This window comes from Mycobacterium sp. E2699 (genome assembly GCF_001666745.1).
In the GTDB taxonomy this organism is placed as follows: domain Bacteria; phylum Actinomycetota; class Actinomycetes; order Mycobacteriales; family Mycobacteriaceae; genus Mycobacterium.
Map to the genome: position 1 here is coordinate 106,353 of NZ_LZJH01000143.1, position 17,264 is coordinate 123,616.

Genomic DNA, 17,264 nt, shown 5'->3' on the forward strand with positions numbered 1-17,264 from the left:
TCACTCACCACCCTCGGCTACCCGCATCAAGCCTACGTAACCGGGAGTCCGGTGGATAGGGACCGATCGGCCCTGTTTACCGCGGGTGAGCCGTGGTAACCGAACGCCATGGACACCGACCACACGTCCGATCCGAAGCAGCGCGACCTCGAGCCATCGCGGGTCCCCGGCGACACCGGGTACCTGACCACCCAGCAGGGGGTTCGGGTCGACCACACCGACGATGCGCTGACCGCCGGGGAGCGGGGACCCACGCTGCTGGACGACTTCCACGCCCGCGAAAAGATCACCCACTTCGACCACGAGCGCATCCCGGAGCGGGTGGTGCACGCGCGGGGGGCCGGCGCGTACGGCTTCTTCGAGCCGTACGACGACTGGCTGGCCGAGTACACGGCGGCGAAATTCCTGACCACGCCGGGCACCAGGACCCCGGTGTTCGTGCGGTTCTCGACCGTGGCCGGCTCCCGCGGCTCGGCCGACACCGTCCGCGACGTGCGCGGGTTCGCCACCAAGTTCTACACCGAGCAGGGCAATTACGACCTGGTCGGCAACAACTTCCCGGTGTTCTTCATCCAGGACGGCATCAAGTTCCCCGACTTCGTCCACGCGGTAAAGCCGGAGCCGCACAACGAGATTCCGCAAGCCCAGTCGGCCCACGACACGCTGTGGGACTTCGTCGCGCTGCAGCCCGAGACGCTGCACACCATCATGTGGCTGATGTCCGACCGCGCGCTGCCGCGCAGCTACCGGATGATGCAGGGTTTCGGCGTGCACACCTTCCGCCTGGTAAACGACCGCGGCGAGGGCACTTTCGTCAAGTTCCACTGGAAGCCGCGCCTGGGTGTGCATTCGCTGATCTGGGACGAGTGCCAGAAGATCGCCGGGAAGGACCCCGATTACAACCGGCGCGACCTGTGGGAGGCCATCGAGTCCGGCCAGTATCCCGAGTGGGAGCTCGGGGTGCAGCTGGTGCCCGAGGCCGACGAGTTCGCGTTCGACTTCGACCTGCTCGACGCCACGAAACTCATTCCGGAGGAACAGGTTCCGGTCCGACCGGTGGGCAAGATGGTGCTCAACCGCAACCCCGACAACTTCTTCGCCGAGACCGAGCAGGTGGCGTTTCACACCGCGAACGTGGTGCCGGGCATCGACTTCACCAACGACCCGCTGCTGCAGTTCCGCAACTTCTCCTACCTCGACACGCAGTTGATCCGTCTGGGCGGCCCCAACTTCGCGCAGCTGCCGGTGAACCGTCCGGTCGCCGACGTCCGCAACAACCAGCGGGACGGCTACTCCCAGCACGCCATCCCGCAGGGCCGGTCCAGCTACTCCAAGAACACTGTCGGCGGCGGCTGTCCCGCGCTGGCCGACCACGACGTGTTCCGCCATTACACGCAACGGGTGGACGGCGCCGCGATGCGCAAGCGTGCCAAGTCCTTCCAGAACCACTACAGCCAGGCGCGGATGTTCTTCAAGAGCATGTCGCCGGTCGAGGCCGAACACATCGTCGCCGCGTTCGCCTTCGAGCTCGGCAAGGTGGAGGTGCCCGACATCCGCTCGGCGGTGGTGGCCCAGCTGGCCCGCGTCGATCATGATCTGGCCGCGCGGGTGGCGGCGAAGCTCGGCCTCCCCGAGCCGCCCGACGAAGCGGCCGACGGCGCGGTGGCCACCTCGCCGGCGCTGTCCCAGGTCGGCGTGAGCGACGGCATCGCCACGCGCAAGATCGCCGTGCTCGCCGCCGACGGTGTGGACGTCGTTGGTACGCAACGCTTCACCGAGCTGATGCGGCAGCGCGGCGCGGTGGTCGAGGTGCTGGCGCCGGTCGCCGGCGGCACCCTGCGCGGCGGTTCCGGCGGCGAACTCGCCGTCGACCGGGCGTTTACGACGATGGCGTCGGTGCTCTACGACGCCGTGGTGGTGGCGTGCGGGCCTGATTCGGTGGAGACGCTCTCGCGCGACGGCTACGCCGTGCACTTCGTGGTCGAGGCCTACAAACACCTCAAACCGATCGGCGCGTACGGTGCCGGGATCAAGCTGTTGCGCGCCGCGCACATCGACGCCCGCCTCGCCTCCGACAGCGAACCGGCCACCGACGTCGTCAGCGATCGGTCGGTGGTGACCACGACCGCGGCCGCCGACGAGTTCCCCGACGCGTTCGCCGCGGATTTCGCCGCCGCGCTGGCCCGCCACCGCTGCTGGGAACGCCAAACGGACCCGGTACCCGCCTAACACCGGGTTTCACAAAGGAGGAGGAATCATGCCACGTTCGTCGATCAAGAACGAAAAGATGTATCAGGATCTCCGCAAAAAGGGCGACTCCAAAGAAAAGGCCGCGCGGATCTCCAACGCGGCGGCCGGCCGCGGCAAGTCGTCGGTCAGCCGCAAGGGCGGGAAGTCCGGTTCATATGCGGACTGGACGGTTCCGCAGCTGAGGAAGAAGGCCAAAGAGCTTGGCATGTCGGGCTATTCGAGCCTGACGAAGGACAAGCTGGTCGCCAAGCTGCGCAACCACTGATCCGCCCGCTCAGCGGGTCAGGCCGAGCCGGTCGGCCAACACCAGAAATGCGACCGCGTAATCGTTGTCGGCGGTCTGGGCCCTGATCTGCTCCCAGTCCAGCCGTTCGCGCACCGCCCGCACGGCCGGCAGCAGCCTCGCGAAGTCGCAGTGATGTTCGTTGAGGGAACGCAGCTTCTGGATAACCACCATGGTGGGCGGGAGCACCGGCATCGCGATCGCCAGCACATCGCGCTGCTCGGCGCGCTGCAGCGTCGACGGTCCCACCCGTTCGCCGTTGATGCGGTGCAGGATGTCGACCACCGTATCGCCGTTGCGCGCCTTGAACAGCCAGTCCTCCGGGGGATGCTCGATGGCGAATCCGGCATCGGCGAGGGTGGCCTCGGCCCCGGCCACGTCGGACTCGGCCACCACCAGATCGACGTCGTGGCTGGGTTCGGGCGCGCCGAAGGCCCACAGCGCATAGCTGCCTGCCAACGCGAAACTCGGCCCGTTCTCCTTGAGCGCGGAGGCCGCGCTGCGCAACGCTTCTCGCAGGTGCGCGCGGGCTACGGGGGTTTCGGTGGGCGTCTCGGTGGGTGTCATCGTGCATAGGTCATACCCCGCCCCCGGATCGTGCAACCTGGCCGGCACCGGTGCGGCGTTTTTCGTCATCCGTTTAAGCGGCGGCCAGATTGGCAAATCTTCAAGTTATGTCAGCCCCCGTATTTCGCGCTCGCCATGCCCGCGAGAGATCGGCGGCGGGTGATAACGCGTGACGGCGGGATTGGTCAAGCACTGGCTGGAGTCGGGGCGACTCGAGTTGCCGTTGCCCGCCTCGGGGCGCACCCCCGAACGGTGGCAGCGCCTCGCCCGGCTGGCCGAGGACGACATCGTGGCGGCCCGCATCGCCGAGTCCCACGTCGACGCCGTCGCGATCCTGCACGAGCTGGGCGGCAAGCCGCCCGATTCGGACCAGCTGTGGGGGGTGTGGTCGACCGAGTCGCCTGACGCCACGTTGATCGCCACCACAGTCAGCGGCGGCGCGGTCGTGCTCAACGGCACCAAGGTGTGGTGCTCAGGCGCGGGCTTCTGCACCCACGCGCTGGTGACGGCCCGGCTCGACGACGGACGGCGCGGCCTGTTCGCGGTGGCGGTCACCGAACCTGCCGTCAAGGCGTTGCCGACCACGTGGTGGAACGTCGGGATGGCCGGCAGCGACACCAGGGCGGTGCAGTTCACCAACGCCCAGGCCGTCGCCGTCGGCGATCCCGACGACTACGTGAATCGGCCGGGATTCTGGCACGCCGCGATCGGCGTGGCCGCGTGCTGGCTGGGCGGCGCGCGCAGGGTCGCCGAGCCGCTGTATCGCTGCGCCACAAGCAAATCGGCGGACGCGTATTCGCTGGCCCACCTGGGCGCCGTGGACGCCGCGCTCGCCGCGGGGGACGCGATCCTGGCGGCCGCGGCGATGCAGATCGACTCGGACCCCTTCGACCGCTCCGACACCGCCCAACTGCTGGCCCGTCGCGCCCGCACGGTGGTGGAACACGCGGCCGACGAGGCCATTACGCGCACCGGGCGCGCCCTCGGGCCCGGTCCGCTGTGTCAGGACGGCCGGCACGCTCAGCGGGTCGCCGACCTGACCATCTACATCCGGCAAAGCCACGCGGAGCGCGATCTGGCGGAGCTCGGCAGGCTCGTCGGGCGCACGCAATGACCACCATCGAGCGCCCGGTCCGCTCCCTGAGGACCCTGCCCCCGAGCAACCTCGCCAAGTTCGCGGCCAAACCGCTGACCCGCGGCGGCACCCCGGTCCCGGTTTGGCTGGCCGCCCTCGACGGACGACCGCCGCCCACACTCGACCTGAGCGCCTGCCCGGGGCTGATCGTCGTGGCGCCCCACCCCGACGACGAGACGCTCGGCCTCGGCGCGACGATCGCGCAGCTGGCCGCGGCGGGCGTCGATGTCCGGGTGATCACGGTCAGCGACGGCGGCGCAGCGCGCCCCGGCACGACGGCACGCGAGCGGGCGCGCGCGGAAATCACCCGGCGGTATGAATCACGAAGGGCGGCAGCAATTTTGGGCATCGCGGCGCCGGTGTCGCTGGGGCTGCCCGACGGCGAACTGGACGACCACGAGGACGTCATCGCCGACCTGCTCACGGGAATCCTCGGCGACACCGCGCCGGGGACGTGGTGCGCCGCCACCTGGCGCGGCGACGGGCACCCCGACCACGAAGCCGTCGGGCGCGCGGCCGCCGACGCCTGCGAGCGCACCGGCGCCGCGCTGCTGGAATACCCGGTGTGGATGTGGCACTGGGCCAGCCCCGCCGACCCCGCGGTGCCCTGGGACCGGGCACTTTCCGCGCGCCTACCCGGCTGGACGCTCGATCGCAAACGCCTTGCGGCCCAGTGTTTTCGCAGCCAGCTCGAGCCGGGCGGCGGGGGCACCCCGCCCGTGTTGCCGGGGTTCGTGCTGCAGCGGCTGATCGCGGTGGGAGAGGTGGTGTTCCGCTAGCCGGGCGCGGCGGGTCGCCGCAAAAGACCAGCCGCCGAGTGCACTCCCCGAGAGTGGGTATCGAAACACCTATGCGCGTAGCGACGTTCAACATCTTGCACGGCCGCACCGTCGGGAACGGGGTGCACCCTGCGCGCCTGGCGGACTGCGTGCGCCGCCTGGATCCCGACGTGCTCTCGCTGCAGGAAGTCGACTGTGACCAACCGCGGTCTTCCCTCGCGGATCTCACCGCGGTGGCGGCCGAGGCGATGGGAGCGGTGGAGCATCGGTTCGTGGCCGCGATCTCGGGCACGCCGGGAGCGACCTGGATGGCCGCCACCGGCCATGAACAACCCGGGACCGCCGCCTACGGAATCGCGCTGCTGTCACGGTTTCCGGCCGCCAGCTGGCAGGTCGTGCGGTTGCCACGAATTCCGATGCGGTTTCCCATGTACCTGCCGGGGCCGAACCGGGTGATGATCGTCGACGAGGAACCGCGAGCGGCGGTCATCGCGCAGCTGCACACCCCGTGGGGCGGGCTGACGGTGGCCAACACGCATCTGTCGTTCGTGCCGGGCTGGAACCGGCGCCAGCTACGCCGGCTGATACACGACCTGCGCGGCTTCCCGGGCCCCCGGCTGCTGACGGGCGACCTCAACATGACGCCCGACGCGGTGCGCCGCTGGTCGGGCATGCGGGCGCTGGCCGTCGCCCGGACTTTTCCCGCGGAAACCCCCCACCGCCAGCTCGACCACATCCTGACGGACGACCCGGGGCTGCGCGGCGGCGCCGTGCAGTCCGACGCGATGCCGATCTCCGATCACCGGCCGCTGGCCGTCGACCTGGAACGGGTGTGAGCTCCGCGCCTACCCGCCGGCCCGGCCGATCGCGTCGAGCCGCTGCTGAACCCGATCGATGTCCTCACACGAGGGCATCTCGTCGGTGATCCGGGTGATCGCCACGCCGACATCGGCATTGTCGATGGCTTTGTCGATGGCACTGTCGATCGCTACGTCGATGGTTCGAGGCGGGTGCCCGATCAACGCGCTCGCGATCACCGCGACCTCGTCGTCGCCGATCCGCCGCGGCAACAACGCCAACAGCGGCGCGTAGCCGACGGCGGGCGCGTGGTCCGGGTAACCCGCGCGCAGAAACGCAACGATGCTCGAAAACCCGTTGCGCAGGCCCATCTCTTCCCTCTCCCACCACCGGCGGCCGGTTCTTGCCGAATAGCCCGGGGCGCCGGTTTGAAACCATCAAAATAGGGGGTCCGGCCCGACATGCGGACCGGACCCCCTGTTGGTATCGACTTACTGGTTTTCCTTCTGGCGCTCTTCGGCGGCCTTCGCGCCGGCGCGCGCCGACTCCGCTTCGGCTTCCTTCTTGCCCGCGTCGCGCTGGGCGTCGGCCTTGTCCTGCTGAGCCTGGCCTTCCTCGACCAGGTCGTCGCGGCCGGTGACGGTCCCGCCGAACTCCTTGACTTTGCCCTTGACGCCCTCGACGGCGCCCTTGACGGCTTCCTGCGGTCCGCTCTTGTCATCCCCCATGGGTCGACCTCTCTTTCGGTGGTTACGTCTTGATTCGCATCTACCGGCTTCCCGCCCGGCGCGCGGCCAAACACCGCGGCGCCGATCGTGTGCGCATGATCACGAGCGCGCTCCGCCGCGCGAAAGTCATGTTTGAAAACCCAATTCCCGGGTAGTTACAGCCGTCGACCAGGAAGGGGGTGGCGTCACTGAGCACCATCGCTGTCATCGGGGCGACCGGCACGGCCGGATCGCGCGTCGTCGCCAGGCTGAAGGCCCGCGACGTCGCGGTGGTCGAGATCTCCCGCCGGCACGGCGTCGACGTGGTGTCCGGGCGGGGATTGTTCGAGGCGCTGGAGGGGGCGGACGTCGTGATCGACGTCTGCAATCCGCTGTCCGAGCGGTCCGACATCATGCGGACGGTGGCCACCGCCGCCCGCAACGTCGTGGCTGCGTGCGCCGCGCGGGACATCCGGCGACTGGTCGTGTCGACGGTTGCCAACGTGGAAGACCCGGTGTTCGACGGCTTTCCGTACTACGAGGCGAAACGGGAGGCGAAGGCCATCGTTCTCGACAGCACGGTTCCGGCGACGATCGTGAAGTCCACCCAGTGGTACGAGTTCGCCACGAACCCCGTCGCGGTGAGCTCGCGCGACGGCGAGGTGGTGGTCGAGGACTGGCTGATCCAGCCCATCGCCGCCGACACCGTCGCCGATGTGCTCGTCGAGGCGGCCCTGGGTCAGACGCATCCGCCGCGCACCATCACCGGCCCGCAGGCCGTCCACCTGCCGGAGCTGACGTCGAAACTGCTGGCGCAGCAGGGCGACAACCGTCGCGTGCGCGCCGTGCCGCCCGGGCTCGGCGCGCTCGGGACCGGGGCGCTGCTGCCCTCCGACGGCGCGGTGGTCGTCGGCCCCGACGTCGACACCTGGCTGCATACCTTGGCCCCGGGCGCCGCGGACGGCGTTTCGGCCGACGGCGACGGCGCCGTGGCGAGCACGAGGCGGCTGCGGGACTTGTCCAAGACCTGAGTGGCGGCCAGACCGGGAAGATTTGGCGGTGGCGACGCCTGCCGTATTCGTGTTCGCCATGCCGGCGGCTGCCGGGGCGGCTAGGCTCGTGCTCAGTTGAATCCACAGCTGCCGCAATCACGAGCGGCGTGTAGGACAGCGCAGTCGCTCGCCCTGCTCACCAAATTTGAGGGGCGCTATCAGATGACTTCTTCACCGGAACCCAAACCCCACTGCTGCGGGGAACCGCGCAATCGCTACGTGATCGATTGCGCGGGGGCGCGGGTGCACGTGCACGCGCGCAGCGTGGCCACCGTCCTGCGCATCGACGGCGAGATCGACGCCGCCAACGCCGACCTCGTCGCCGAGGTGGTGCGCCGCTTCGCGCGGCTCAACGCGCCGCTGGTCCTCGATCTCAGTGGGCTGGATTTCCTGGGCAGCGCCGGCCTGCGGGCGCTGCTCCTCCTCAACGAGGAGCACCGGGCAGCCCAACTGCACAACAACGTCGTCCGCGGTGCGGCCCTGGGCCGGCTGACCCGCGTGGTCACCGACCACGGCTTGCCGGTGGTCGATTCGGTTCCCGAGGCCCTGCAGAACACCCACGACTTCATCCGCGCGCGCCGTCGGTTCCTCGCCGGCCTGGCCCGCCAGGGGGAACCACAGCGCAAGGCGCCGTAGCCGCCCGCTTCGACCGCAATCAAGGTCACGGTTTCGTCACGATCCGGATCACGATTGCTTAAGAGCCGGTGCCGTTCTTTAAGAATTCTCAGCATTGGCGCCCGAATGTGGTTGTCCGCTTAGCAAAAACCCCGCCCGGTGGCCGCATTCGGCGGTGCGGGGCGCGGGCTTGCCGTTTGGGCCGACAAAGCCACTGTTCGCCTCCGCTACTTTGGATTTCGAGGATCGGGAGCCTCTCTGGAATCAATTGATCAATTTCGAAGGACAACACTGATCATGAAAATCAGCAGTATCGTCGCGCGCCGGCGCAGCGCCGGCGTCAGCGCGGGCTTCCTGCTCGGGGGACTGACCATGGGCATCGTCGGCGCACCGTCGGCCGCCGCAGCACCCGACTGCAGCCCGGGCGGTGTGAACTCCACCGTCTCCTCGGCGCAGGGCGCGGCGCAGCAATACCTGGCCGCCCATCCGGACGCCAACCAGGCGGTCACGGCCGCGCTGGGCCAGCCCCGGCCCGAGGCCGCGTCCAGCCTGCGCGGCTACTTCACCGCGCACCCGCAGCAGTACTACGACCTGCGCGGCATCCTGGCGCCGATCGGCGACACCGAACGGCAGTGCAACGTCACGGCCCTGCCGCCGACGCTGGAGTCGGCCTACCAGGAGTTCATGGCCGGCTGATCGCGCCGGGAACGGCCCGCCACACCGCCGTGGCGGGCCGTTTCGCGCTGGCCGGCCGCGGGTAATTGTCCAGTCAGCCAATGGGTATGGAGGCAACCATGCGGCTGCGTCGCAGCGATCTCGGCAAGCCGGGGATCACCCGCAAACGCCGGGGCAAGGGCTTCGCCTACTACGACCCCGCGGGCAACCGGGTGTCCGACCCCGACACCCTGGCGCGCATCAAGGATCTCGTCATTCCGCCCGCGTGGAAAAGGGTGTGGATCTCGCCGCAGCCCAACGGCCACATCCAGGCGGTCGGCACCGACGCGGCGGGACGCCGCCAGTATCTCTACCACAGCGCATGGCAGCAGGAGCGCGCCGAGGAGAAATTCGACCGCGTCCTTCAGTTGTCGGTGCAGTTGCCGCTGTGGCGGGCGCGCATCGCAAAAGACCTGTCGCGGCGCGGCTTGACCCGCGAACGCGTGCTCGCGGTCGCGCTGCGCCTGCTCGACCGCGGCTACTTTCGCGCCGGCGGCGAGCAGTACGCCGAGGAAAACGAGTCTTACGGGCTGGCCACGTTGCTGTGCAGCCACGTGACGGTGCGCCGCCGCGCGGTCGCGTTCGACTTCCCGGCCAAGAGCGGGGTTCGGCGCACCGTGGAGATCGAGGACGCCGAAATCGTCCGGGCGGTGCGGGCGTTGATGCGGCGCCCGCAGCGCACCGACCGCCTGCTGGTGTGCCGCAATGACTCCGGCTGGGTCGACATCCGCTCCGACGACCTCAACGCCCGGTTCAAGGAGATGGTCGGCGCCGAGTACACGGTGAAGGATTTGCGGACCTGGCACGGCACCGTGCTGGCCGCCGCGGCGTTCGCCGACGCGGACCCGCCCGTCTCGCAGCGGGTGATCAAGCGGGTCGAGTCCGCCGTCATGAAGGAGGTCGCCGAGGAACTCGGCAACACGCCGGCGGTGGCCCGGGGCTCGTACGTGGACCCGCGCGTCGTCGCCGGTTACGAGCAGGGCCTGACCATCGAAGCGGCGGCGCGTCGGGCCGAACGCGCCCGTCGACCCGACGCCGCGCAGGAAATCCTGGAGAAGGCGACCCGCATGCTGATTCGCCGAGTGGCCAAGGGCCACAACGCATCCAGCTTGTCCGCGCTGCCCAGGAGCGCGTGAGTCAAGTGGTGTGATGGGCCGAGCCCGACGATCGGCTCGGCGTTGTCGTGGCGGGACGACCAAACTTGGCGCGCGTCGCAGGAATAACGATCACGAATGCGGGTATGCGGGAACTTGTGCGCCGAGGCACGCGCCACAGCGCTGCTCGGATGCTGCCCGGAAAGTCGAACCCATGGCGATCCGGGGTCTGGTTGGGCGCGGCGAATACGCCAATGCCGTCGAGATCCTGCGCGCCCGGCGACACCCCAATGACTAGGAGGGCAATCAATGTCGAAACAAGAGGTCTCGGACTACCTGCTCGAGCGGTTGCGGGCGTGGGGAGTCGAGCACGTGTTCGCGTTCCCCGGCGACGGCATCAACGGGATCCTCGCCGCCTTCGGGCGCGCCGACAACAAGCCCATGTTCATCCAGTCGCGGCACGAGGAGATGAGCGCCTTCGAGGCGGTGGGCTACGCCAAGTTCACCAACCGCGTCGGGGTCTGCATGGCCACGTCCGGCCCCGGCGCCATCCACCTGCTCAACGGGCTCTACGATGCCAAGCTCGACCACGTCCCGGTGGTGGCGATCGTCGGGCAGACCAACCGCAGCGCCATGGGCGGCTCGTACCAGCAAGAGGTCGACCTGCTGAGCCTGTTCAAGGACGTCGCCAGCGACTACGTCCAAATGGTCACTGTCCCAGAGCAATTGCCCAACGTGCTGGACCGCGCGATTCGGGTGGCCCTGGCCCAGCGCGCACCCACGGCGATCATCATCCCCTCCGACGTGCAGGAGCTGGAGTACTCGCCGCCCACGCACGCGTTCAAGATGGTGCCGTCGAGCCTGGGCATCGAGTGGCCGGCCGTCTCCCCCGACGACGCGGCGATCCGGCGCGCGGCCGACGTGCTCAACGCGGGCAAGAAGGTCGCGATGCTGGTCGGCAACGGCGCGGCCGGAGCTTCCGAGGAGCTGAGCGAGGTCGCCGACCTGCTCGGCGCCGGGGCGGCCAAGGCGCTGCTGGGCAAGGACGTGCTGAGCGACGAATTGCCCTGGGTCACCGGCTCGATCGGGCTGCTGGGCACCCGGCCCAGCTACGAGCTGATGCGCGACTGCGACACCCTGCTCACGGTCGGGTCCAGCTTCCCCTACACCCAGTTCCTGCCGGGCTTCGATCAGTGCCGCTCCGTGCAGATCGACATCGACGGCCGCTTCATCGGCATGCGGTACCCGTACGAGGTGAACCTGGTCGCCGACGCGAAGGCCGCGCTGCGGGCCCTGATCCCGCACCTGCGCCGCAAGGAGGACCGCGGTTGGCGCGACACCGTCGAGGCCAATGTGGCGCGCTGGTGGGAAACCATGGACATGGAGGCGAAGGTCAGCGCCGACCCGATCAACCCCATGCGGCCGTTCTCCGAACTGTCCCCGCTGCTGCCCGACGACGCCATCGTCACCGCCGATTCGGGGTCGTCGGCCAACTGGTACGCGCGCCAACTGAAGTTCCGCGGCAACATGCGGGGCTCGCTGTCGGGCACGCTGGCGACCATGGGGCCCGGCGTCCCCTACGCGATCGGCGCCAAGTTCGGCCACCCGCGCCGGCCGGTCATCGCGTTCGTCGGCGACGGCGCGATGCAGATGAACGGCATGGCCGAGCTGATCACGATCAAGCACTACTGGCGCGAGTGGGGTGACCCCCGGCTGATCGTGGCGATCCTGCACAACAACGACCTGAACCAGGTCACCTGGGAGATGCGCGCGATGGCCGGCTCGCCGAAATTCGCGGAGTCGCAGAACCTTCCCGACGTCGACTTCGCCGGGTTCGCGGCCAGCCTCGGCCTGGGCGCGATGGCCATCAAGGACCCCGAGGAACTCGGCGACGCGTGGCGCAACGCGCTGTCGGCGGACCGCCCGACCGTGCTCGACATCTACACCGACCCGAACATGCCCCCGATTCCCCCGCACGCCACCTGGGACCAGTTCAAGGCGGCCACCACCGCGGTGCTGTCCGGCGACGAGGACCGGGTCGGCTTCGTCAAGGTCGGCCTGAAAACCAAGGCGCAGGAGTTCTTGCCGCACAAGAAGAGCTGAGGGCAAAGGGCCGCGCGGCTCAATGCGCGTAGGCGTTGCGGGCGCCGCGCAGGTCGTCGACGAATAGCCGGTAGGCCTCGTCGCGGGAATCGCTGCGGTCGCGCAGCACGGCCGAGGGATGCACGGTCGCCATCACGATCGGCTCCGGGTCCAGCCGGACGTCGACGGTGGTGGGGAACGGGATGACGTGGCCACGCTCGGCGGACACCCGAAACGCCGCTCCGAGAAGCGATTGCGCGGCTGTCGCGCCGAGGCAGACGATCACCTGCGGCCGCACCGCCTCGATCTCGGCGATCAGCCACGGCCGGCACGCAACGACCTCGGTGCGGCTGGGTTTCTGGTGTATCCGCCGCTTGCCGCCCTTGCGGGTGAACTTGAAATGCTTGACGGCATTGGTCTGGTACGTCAGCGTCGGGTCGATCCCGGCATCGTCGAGCCCCCGCGCCAGCAACCGTCCCGCGGGGCCGACGAAGGGCAGGCCGGCGCGGTCCTCCTGATCCCCCGGCTGCTCGCCCACCAGCATGATCGGCGCCCCGGGGTGGCCGTGGCCGAAAACCGTTTGCGTCGCATCGGCATACAGCGGGCAGCCGTGGCACCGGCCGGCCGCGGCTTTCAGCGCCACGAGGCCGCGATCCTCGGGCAGGTACCGCGCGGCGCTGATCTTGGTGGCGGCTATGGACATACTCCTACGCAGCGGGCGGGAAACGGCCTCCTCAGCCCTTCCCGACGATGGCGTCGCGGGCCCGGTCCAGCATCGCGGCGAACGGCCCGGCGGCCAGGTTGGCCGCCTGGGACTCCACGCCCGCGTGCGGCCGGGTGGGCGCGATCGCCTCGGCAAGCTTGGCGGCGCGCCCCATCCTCGCCAGCTCCTCGTCGCTCAATTCCTCGCCCAGCTTGGCGAACTCGTCGGACTCCTCGTGCTCGGCATGGTCGATGACCGCGTCGCGGAGCTCGGTCAGCTGGCGGGTGAACTCCTCGCTGTCGACGTCGAGCTTCTCCAGCTTCTGCAGGACCGTCTTGGCCTCGTGCTCCTCTTCCAACCGCTTGCCGACCACCGCGGCACCGTTGCCGAGCTTCCGCTTGGCCCGCGGGTGAACGATTTCCTCTTCGGCGGTCTCGTGCACGGCAAGCATCCGCCGAAGTTCGACGAACGCCTTCTCCCGCTCCTTCCCGCCGGCCGACAGCGTGTCGGCGAACAGGGACTTGATCTGCTCGTGCTGACTGACAAGAAAGTCGACCACATCGGTGGGCGACTTGATGGCGTGCTGCGCCATGATGTCCCTCCCATTCAAATCTTTTGGCTTCCGGTGGCGCGCCGGCTGTTGCGCGCTCCTGTTGCGGCTACCCGACCCGCCCGGCCACCAAACCGGCACGTGTGGCGGCGCGTCGAGCGGGTATTTCTTCGATCATGGGTTGGCGTTCGGGGCTCGTGGGCGCCGTCAGCGCCGTGACGGTCGCGGCGGGCTGTGCGACGTCCGGATCGACCCTGGAGAGCGCGCCCGGGGTGCTGGTGTGGTCCGTCCGCGCGCCGCTGCGCCAGCCGGTCTGGTCGTACCGGACGCACGCGCTGGTCGCCATCACCGACGACCACCGGCTGGCCGAGGTGTCCGGGGGTGCCCGCCCCGACGACGCCACGACGCGGCTGTCGGCGCCCCTGGCGGTGGGACGCAACCTGCAGATCAGCCAGAAGGACGACGGGGTAGTGTTCGTGCCGCAACCCGACCGCGGCAAGGTCGCCTCCGTCGACCTGGGCAGCCTGCGCCAGGTCAACGATTTCGACGCCGGGCCGCATCCTGCCTACCTCGCCGAGGACGGCGGAATGCGGATATTGCTCGCCCTGTCTGCCGACGGAACCGCGGTGACGCCGGTGGACCAATACGGCTTCCGCAAGCTGCCCACCGCGCCGGTCACCGACGACCCGGCGGACAGCATCGACGGCGCCAACCGCGGGCGAAAGATCGACTACCACCTCTACGGCGCCTCGGGAATCCGCTATTACGAGGGTTTTTCGTCGCCGCCGCGGCAACGGGGCGCGCTCGGCCTGGACGTCGCGGTGTCGGCGGGCGACGGCGCAGCGGACGCCCGCAACTATGTGGCCGGGCACGACAGCAACACGCTGTACGCCGTCGATTCGCGCCGTGGCGGCAGAGGGATGGAGCTGCTGGCCAGCGCCCAGTTGCCCTCGCCGATACGCGAATTGGGCACCGACGACACCCGCATCTACGCGGCCACCGACCGCGAGGTGGTGGTCCTCGAGACCGACAGCTTCACCGGCTTCCCGGACCGCAAGATCCCGGTGATCCGCGTCATCGACTACCGCTCCCACCTGCCCGCCGGCGCCGCCCGATCGGCCGGCCTCTCGGGCATGGCCATCGGACCCCACCGTGTCTATCTGACGCTGGCCGACAACCCGTATGTGGTCAGCGTCGCCAAGCCACATCTGTGAGCGTCCGCGAGGGCTAGGAGAAACCGATGAGCGCAACACATGATCGCACCCGCGAGGCGATCGACATCGACAACGACGTCGAGTTGATCACCGAACAGATCAAGGCGCTCAGGGAACTTGCCAAACAGGACGACGCCGAGGCGATCAGCGAGGGCCAGCGCTACGACTTCAGCATCCGGTGGGGCACCGTGCTGGCCGGCCGGCTGCGGCGGCTGGTGCACTACAGCTCACTGGGCCGGCTCGACGAGGCGGACGAGCGCCGATTTCGCGCCTTGCGCGACGAACTGCGCACGCTGTCGCACCTGATCGACCGGTTCCGGCTCGCAGCGCCCGACTTCACCGACCGGCCGCCCCCCTCGGCGAAACGCTTCCGTCCCCGTCGGTGAGAAAATCCTTCTCCGACAACACGATTCCGGTCCGCGGCTTCGCGCAATCCGGGTTGCGACAGGTCAGTGCGACCAGGTAGGCGTCGGAATCCTCATCGAGGAACAGGAAGCCGAGATACAGGGCGTCACCAACGTCGAAGTCCTTCGCCCCGCAGCACTCGCAGTACCCACCCTTGGCCGCGATGTGCGCCCACACCCGTTCGCGGGCCGCCGGATACAGCGCGATCAGCTCAGGGCGCACCAGGGTGTCGTCGTCACGCATGTCAGATCTCCACGTCCTTGTCGTAGTGGACGTTGTCCTCTCGCCAGCCGCCCAGGCCGTGGCCGATGCCGCGGTGGTCGTCGATGAATTCGATCTGGTTGATCCATTTGGCCATCTTGAAGCCGACCTGGGTCTCCACCCGCAGCCGCAGCGGCGCACCGTGCTTGATGGGCAACGGTTCTCCGTTCATCTCGTACGCCAGGATGGTTTGCGGTTTGTAGGCCAGTTCGAGGTCCATCACCTCGTAGAACTGCCCCTCCCCCTCGGCGCTCGGTTCGTCGCGGCCGGTGTCCTGCATGGTCAGGAAGCACACGAACCGGGCCTGGGGCAGCGGGCGCACCAGTTCCACCAGCGCCGCCAGCGGGAGGCCCTTCCACTCGCCGATGCTCGACCAGCCCTGCACGCAGTTGTGCAGGACGCGTTGGCTTTTCGGCTCGGCCAGCGCGCGCAGGGCGGCCAGGTCCAACGTCACCGGCTCCTCGACCAGCCCCCCGACCCGCAGCCGCCAGTCGACGAAGTTGTGCACCGCCATCACCTTGTACTCCGCCGAACACGGCGGCTTGCCGTTGACGCGGTGTTCTTCCGACAGCATCCGTTCGGGGTAGTCCTGTCGCGAGTCCAGCGGGCGCAGCAGGATCAGCCGGGCGCGCGTGATGACGGCGCCGAGGATGCGGCGGACCTGGACCGGCCGGCGCAGGCTCCACACCGTGGCCGCGACGTGGACGGCGACGATCGCGCCGAGGATCACGAAGGACAACACGGTCGCCAGCGTGACGTTGCGGACCGAGCCGAAGATCATCGAGGCGTTGAGCTGACCCCAGCCCCAGAAGAAGACCATCGACACGTGTATCGCGATGAAAACCACGAACGCGACCAGCCCGAGGAAGTGCAGGCTGCGCGCCGATTGCCGCCCGCCCCACAGCCTTACGAACCAGGGGAAGCGGGCCTCGATCGCCGGGGACTGCGCGGCGCCGGTGAGGATCTGAAACGGTGCCAGCACGAAGATGACGCCCGCGTAGGTCAGTTTCTGGATGGCGTCGAGCGGTTCGTCGGGCAGCAGCGGGGGCAGGTTGAACGTCATGTAGGTCACGATGTCGTTGCCGGCTTCGACGAAGGTCGCCCACGACCGGGGCCAGTACCGGTGCCATTGGCCCGTGGCGAACAGCAGGACGTAGTACGAGAGCCCGACCAGCACCCAACCGATCACCGAGATGAAGTGCCAGTGGCGGCCCATGCCGAGCTTCTTGTGACCGGGCAGCGCCACGAGCGAGCTGTAGTCCTCTTCCTCGTCGAGGGTGTCGTACAGCTTGTCGGTCGGCATCGTCTTGGTGGTGAAGCGCGCCCACTCGGTGCCGGGCTTGCTGTCCTCACGCCAGTACAGCTTGGGGTGGGTGGACAGGATCTCGATGCCGCTGCGCAGCAACAACGTCAGGAAAAGGACGTTGAGCCAGTGGTCGATGCGCAGCCATGCGGGGTAGTCGAGCACGATTTCTGTCATCTGCGCCGCCCGGTCAGTCCTCCCATTGCTGCCGGCGCGGATGGGCCACATTGATGCCCAGCAGCACCGACGCGTGCACGCCGATGTAGGCGCCGGCGAAGGCGAGCGCAAAGGTCGCCGGGGCGACGTCCCACCGCCCGGTGACGGCGGTCAGGCCGGGCAGGCTGGTGATCCGCGTGGCGACGTCCACGCCGAGAACGACGACCGACAGCAGGCTGCCGAAATACCAACTCGCTTGTGCCACAGCGGGATTGCGACCCACTCCCATGCCGGCGGCGACCAGCAGGCAAGCGGCGATGACCGCGACGGCGTAGCCCACGAAGGCCGCCGGCAGCGCGTCCTGGGTCGCCATCGAATACATCAGGTAGCCGTGCGTCGCGGCGATGCCGGCGAGCAGGGCGGCACCCAAACCCGTTACCACCCTGGGCAAGTCGAAGGCGACGTAGCCGCCGAGGGACAGCACCCGAAACAGCCGGCTGCGGTGCCAATTTTCCGGCCACGACCCGACGACAAAACCCACAACGCGCGCGTACCCGGTGCCGAATTCCTCAAACTTCGACTTGTAGGAACTGCCC

At 68.9% G+C, this 17,264-nt stretch carries 20 protein-coding genes; 12 read left to right on the forward strand and 8 right to left on the reverse strand.

The genetic code is table 11. The features are described from left to right. Positions 1-108 precede the first annotated feature (108 nt). Positions 109-2,229: a catalase gene (locus A5696_RS24145; protein WP_067883499.1), complete on the forward strand. Its 2,121-nt coding sequence runs from the start codon at positions 109-111 to the stop codon at positions 2,227-2,229. Positions 2,230-2,257: 28 nt separating this feature from the next. After that, positions 2,258-2,515 carry a Rho termination factor N-terminal domain-containing protein gene (locus A5696_RS24150; RefSeq protein ID WP_067883500.1) on the forward strand — a complete coding sequence of 86 codons (258 nt, stop codon included), beginning with the start codon at positions 2,258-2,260 and terminating at the stop codon, positions 2,513-2,515. A 9-nt stretch (positions 2,516-2,524) separates the two neighbouring features. Here A5696_RS24150 and A5696_RS24155 read toward each other — a convergent pair whose 3' ends face one another. Further along, on the reverse strand, positions 2,525-3,100 hold the full coding sequence (locus A5696_RS24155; RefSeq protein WP_067883558.1) for a nucleotidyltransferase: 576 nt from the start codon (positions 3,098-3,100) through the stop codon (positions 2,525-2,527). A 169-nt stretch (positions 3,101-3,269) separates the two neighbouring features. Here A5696_RS24155 and A5696_RS24160 point away from each other — a divergent pair, with 169 nt between their 5' ends. From A5696_RS24160 to A5696_RS24170, 3 genes are all read left to right on the forward strand, one after another. After that, positions 3,270-4,214, forward strand: a complete 945-nt coding sequence (locus A5696_RS24160) for an acyl-CoA dehydrogenase family protein (RefSeq protein ID WP_067883501.1) — start codon at positions 3,270-3,272, stop codon at positions 4,212-4,214. 26 nt (positions 4,215-4,240) lie between these two features. After that, positions 4,241-5,014: a PIG-L deacetylase family protein gene (locus A5696_RS24165; RefSeq protein WP_067883559.1), complete on the forward strand. Its 774-nt coding sequence runs from the start codon at positions 4,241-4,243 to the stop codon at positions 5,012-5,014. 71 nt (positions 5,015-5,085) lie between these two features. Further along, entirely contained in the window at positions 5,086-5,850 is a 765-nt protein-coding gene (locus A5696_RS24170) for an endonuclease/exonuclease/phosphatase family protein (protein ID WP_067883502.1), read from the forward strand. 9 nt (positions 5,851-5,859) lie between these two features. Here the strand turns inward: A5696_RS24170 and A5696_RS24175 are convergent, their stop codons facing one another. Both A5696_RS24175 and A5696_RS24180 read right to left on the reverse strand, forming a co-directional pair. Next, positions 5,860-6,183, reverse strand: coding sequence for a DUF3349 domain-containing protein (locus A5696_RS24175; RefSeq protein ID WP_067883503.1), 324 nt, complete (start codon positions 6,181-6,183; stop codon positions 5,860-5,862). Positions 6,184-6,303: 120 nt separating this feature from the next. Continuing rightward, positions 6,304-6,540 carry a general stress protein CsbD gene (locus A5696_RS24180; RefSeq protein ID WP_067883504.1) on the reverse strand — a complete coding sequence of 79 codons (237 nt, stop codon included), beginning with the start codon at positions 6,538-6,540 and terminating at the stop codon, positions 6,304-6,306. Positions 6,541-6,719: 179 nt separating this feature from the next. Here A5696_RS24180 and A5696_RS24185 point away from each other — a divergent pair, with 179 nt between their 5' ends. The 5 genes from A5696_RS24185 (at position 6,720) to A5696_RS24205 (ending at position 12,097) form a co-directional block, all read left to right on the forward strand. Beyond that, complete coding sequence (locus A5696_RS24185; RefSeq protein ID WP_067883505.1) at positions 6,720-7,550, forward strand: SDR family oxidoreductase; 831 nt, start codon at positions 6,720-6,722, stop codon at positions 7,548-7,550. Positions 7,551-7,733: 183 nt separating this feature from the next. After that, positions 7,734-8,207 carry an STAS domain-containing protein gene (locus A5696_RS24190; RefSeq protein ID WP_082956521.1) on the forward strand — a complete coding sequence of 158 codons (474 nt, stop codon included), beginning with the start codon at positions 7,734-7,736 and terminating at the stop codon, positions 8,205-8,207. A gap of 276 nt (positions 8,208-8,483) precedes the next feature. Next, positions 8,484-8,882: a heme-binding protein gene (locus tag A5696_RS24195; protein ID WP_067883507.1), complete on the forward strand. Its 399-nt coding sequence runs from the start codon at positions 8,484-8,486 to the stop codon at positions 8,880-8,882. Between the two features lie 98 nt (positions 8,883-8,980). Next, entirely contained in the window at positions 8,981-10,036 is a 1,056-nt protein-coding gene (locus A5696_RS24200) for a DNA topoisomerase IB (protein WP_067883560.1), read from the forward strand. A gap of 267 nt (positions 10,037-10,303) precedes the next feature. Further along, the gene (locus A5696_RS24205) at positions 10,304-12,097 is read left to right on the forward strand and encodes a thiamine pyrophosphate-requiring protein (protein WP_067883508.1); all 1,794 of its coding nucleotides are present in this window, start codon (positions 10,304-10,306) and stop codon (positions 12,095-12,097) included. Between the two features lie 19 nt (positions 12,098-12,116). Here A5696_RS24205 and A5696_RS24210 read toward each other — a convergent pair whose 3' ends face one another. Continuing rightward, positions 12,117-12,779: a UdgX family uracil-DNA binding protein gene (locus A5696_RS24210; protein WP_067883509.1), complete on the reverse strand. Its 663-nt coding sequence runs from the start codon at positions 12,777-12,779 to the stop codon at positions 12,117-12,119. Positions 12,780-12,810: 31 nt separating this feature from the next. Continuing rightward, positions 12,811-13,371, reverse strand: coding sequence for a hemerythrin domain-containing protein (locus tag A5696_RS24215; protein ID WP_067883510.1), 561 nt, complete (start codon positions 13,369-13,371; stop codon positions 12,811-12,813). A 134-nt stretch (positions 13,372-13,505) separates the two neighbouring features. Between A5696_RS24215 and A5696_RS24220 the strand changes: the two genes are divergently transcribed. Continuing rightward, positions 13,506-14,543 carry a hypothetical protein gene (locus A5696_RS24220; RefSeq protein WP_067883511.1) on the forward strand — a complete coding sequence of 346 codons (1,038 nt, stop codon included), beginning with the start codon at positions 13,506-13,508 and terminating at the stop codon, positions 14,541-14,543. A 26-nt stretch (positions 14,544-14,569) separates the two neighbouring features. Next, positions 14,570-14,929, forward strand: coding sequence for a hypothetical protein (locus A5696_RS24225; protein WP_067883512.1), 360 nt, complete (start codon positions 14,570-14,572; stop codon positions 14,927-14,929). Here the strand turns inward: A5696_RS24225 and A5696_RS24230 are convergent. The 3 genes from A5696_RS24230 to A5696_RS24240 are packed head-to-tail and all read right to left on the reverse strand — an operon-like array spanning position 14,880 to position 17,209. Next, positions 14,880-15,191, reverse strand: a complete 312-nt coding sequence (locus tag A5696_RS24230) for a hypothetical protein (protein WP_067883513.1) — start codon at positions 15,189-15,191, stop codon at positions 14,880-14,882. The two genes, A5696_RS24225 and A5696_RS24230, sit on opposite strands and share 50 nt — an antisense overlap. Before the next feature lies 1 nt (position 15,192). Beyond that, on the reverse strand, positions 15,193-16,689 hold the full coding sequence (locus A5696_RS24235) for a molybdopterin-dependent oxidoreductase (RefSeq protein WP_067883514.1): 1,497 nt from the start codon (positions 16,687-16,689) through the stop codon (positions 15,193-15,195). Between the two features lie 13 nt (positions 16,690-16,702). After that, the gene (locus A5696_RS24240; RefSeq protein WP_067883515.1) at positions 16,703-17,209 is read right to left on the reverse strand and encodes an oxidoreductase; all 507 of its coding nucleotides are present in this window, start codon (positions 17,207-17,209) and stop codon (positions 16,703-16,705) included. Positions 17,210-17,264: the final 55 nt, after the last annotated feature.

Excerpts from the sequence above, each read along its gene's own strand:
- A5696_RS24200 (WP_067883560.1), top strand. The coding sequence starts at position 8,981 with ATGCGGCTGCGTCGCAGCGATCTCGGCAAGCCGGGGATCACCCGCAAA.
- A5696_RS24145 (WP_067883499.1), top strand. The coding sequence starts at position 109 with ATGGACACCGACCACACGTCCGATCCGAAGCAGCGCGACCTCGAGCCA.
- A5696_RS24180 (WP_067883504.1), bottom strand. The coding sequence starts at position 6,540 with ATGGGGGATGACAAGAGCGGACCGCAGGAAGCCGTCAAGGGCGCCGTC.
- A5696_RS24205 (WP_067883508.1), top strand. The coding sequence starts at position 10,304 with ATGTCGAAACAAGAGGTCTCGGACTACCTGCTCGAGCGGTTGCGGGCG.
- A5696_RS24230 (WP_067883513.1), bottom strand. The coding sequence starts at position 15,191 with ATGCGTGACGACGACACCCTGGTGCGCCCTGAGCTGATCGCGCTGTAT.
- A5696_RS24175 (WP_067883503.1), bottom strand. The coding sequence starts at position 6,183 with ATGGGCCTGCGCAACGGGTTTTCGAGCATCGTTGCGTTTCTGCGCGCG.
- A5696_RS24155 (WP_067883558.1), bottom strand. The coding sequence starts at position 3,100 with ATGACACCCACCGAGACGCCCACCGAAACCCCCGTAGCCCGCGCGCAC.
- A5696_RS24170 (WP_067883502.1), top strand. The coding sequence starts at position 5,086 with ATGCGCGTAGCGACGTTCAACATCTTGCACGGCCGCACCGTCGGGAAC.
- A5696_RS24220 (WP_067883511.1), top strand. The coding sequence starts at position 13,506 with ATGGGTTGGCGTTCGGGGCTCGTGGGCGCCGTCAGCGCCGTGACGGTC.
- A5696_RS24215 (WP_067883510.1), bottom strand. The coding sequence starts at position 13,371 with ATGGCGCAGCACGCCATCAAGTCGCCCACCGATGTGGTCGACTTTCTT.
- A5696_RS24225 (WP_067883512.1), top strand. The coding sequence starts at position 14,570 with ATGAGCGCAACACATGATCGCACCCGCGAGGCGATCGACATCGACAAC.
- A5696_RS24190 (WP_082956521.1), top strand. The coding sequence starts at position 7,734 with ATGACTTCTTCACCGGAACCCAAACCCCACTGCTGCGGGGAACCGCGC.
- A5696_RS24150 (WP_067883500.1), top strand. The coding sequence starts at position 2,258 with ATGCCACGTTCGTCGATCAAGAACGAAAAGATGTATCAGGATCTCCGC.
- A5696_RS24235 (WP_067883514.1), bottom strand. The coding sequence starts at position 16,689 with ATGACAGAAATCGTGCTCGACTACCCCGCATGGCTGCGCATCGACCAC.
- A5696_RS24195 (WP_067883507.1), top strand. The coding sequence starts at position 8,484 with ATGAAAATCAGCAGTATCGTCGCGCGCCGGCGCAGCGCCGGCGTCAGC.
- A5696_RS24210 (WP_067883509.1), bottom strand. The coding sequence starts at position 12,779 with ATGTCCATAGCCGCCACCAAGATCAGCGCCGCGCGGTACCTGCCCGAG.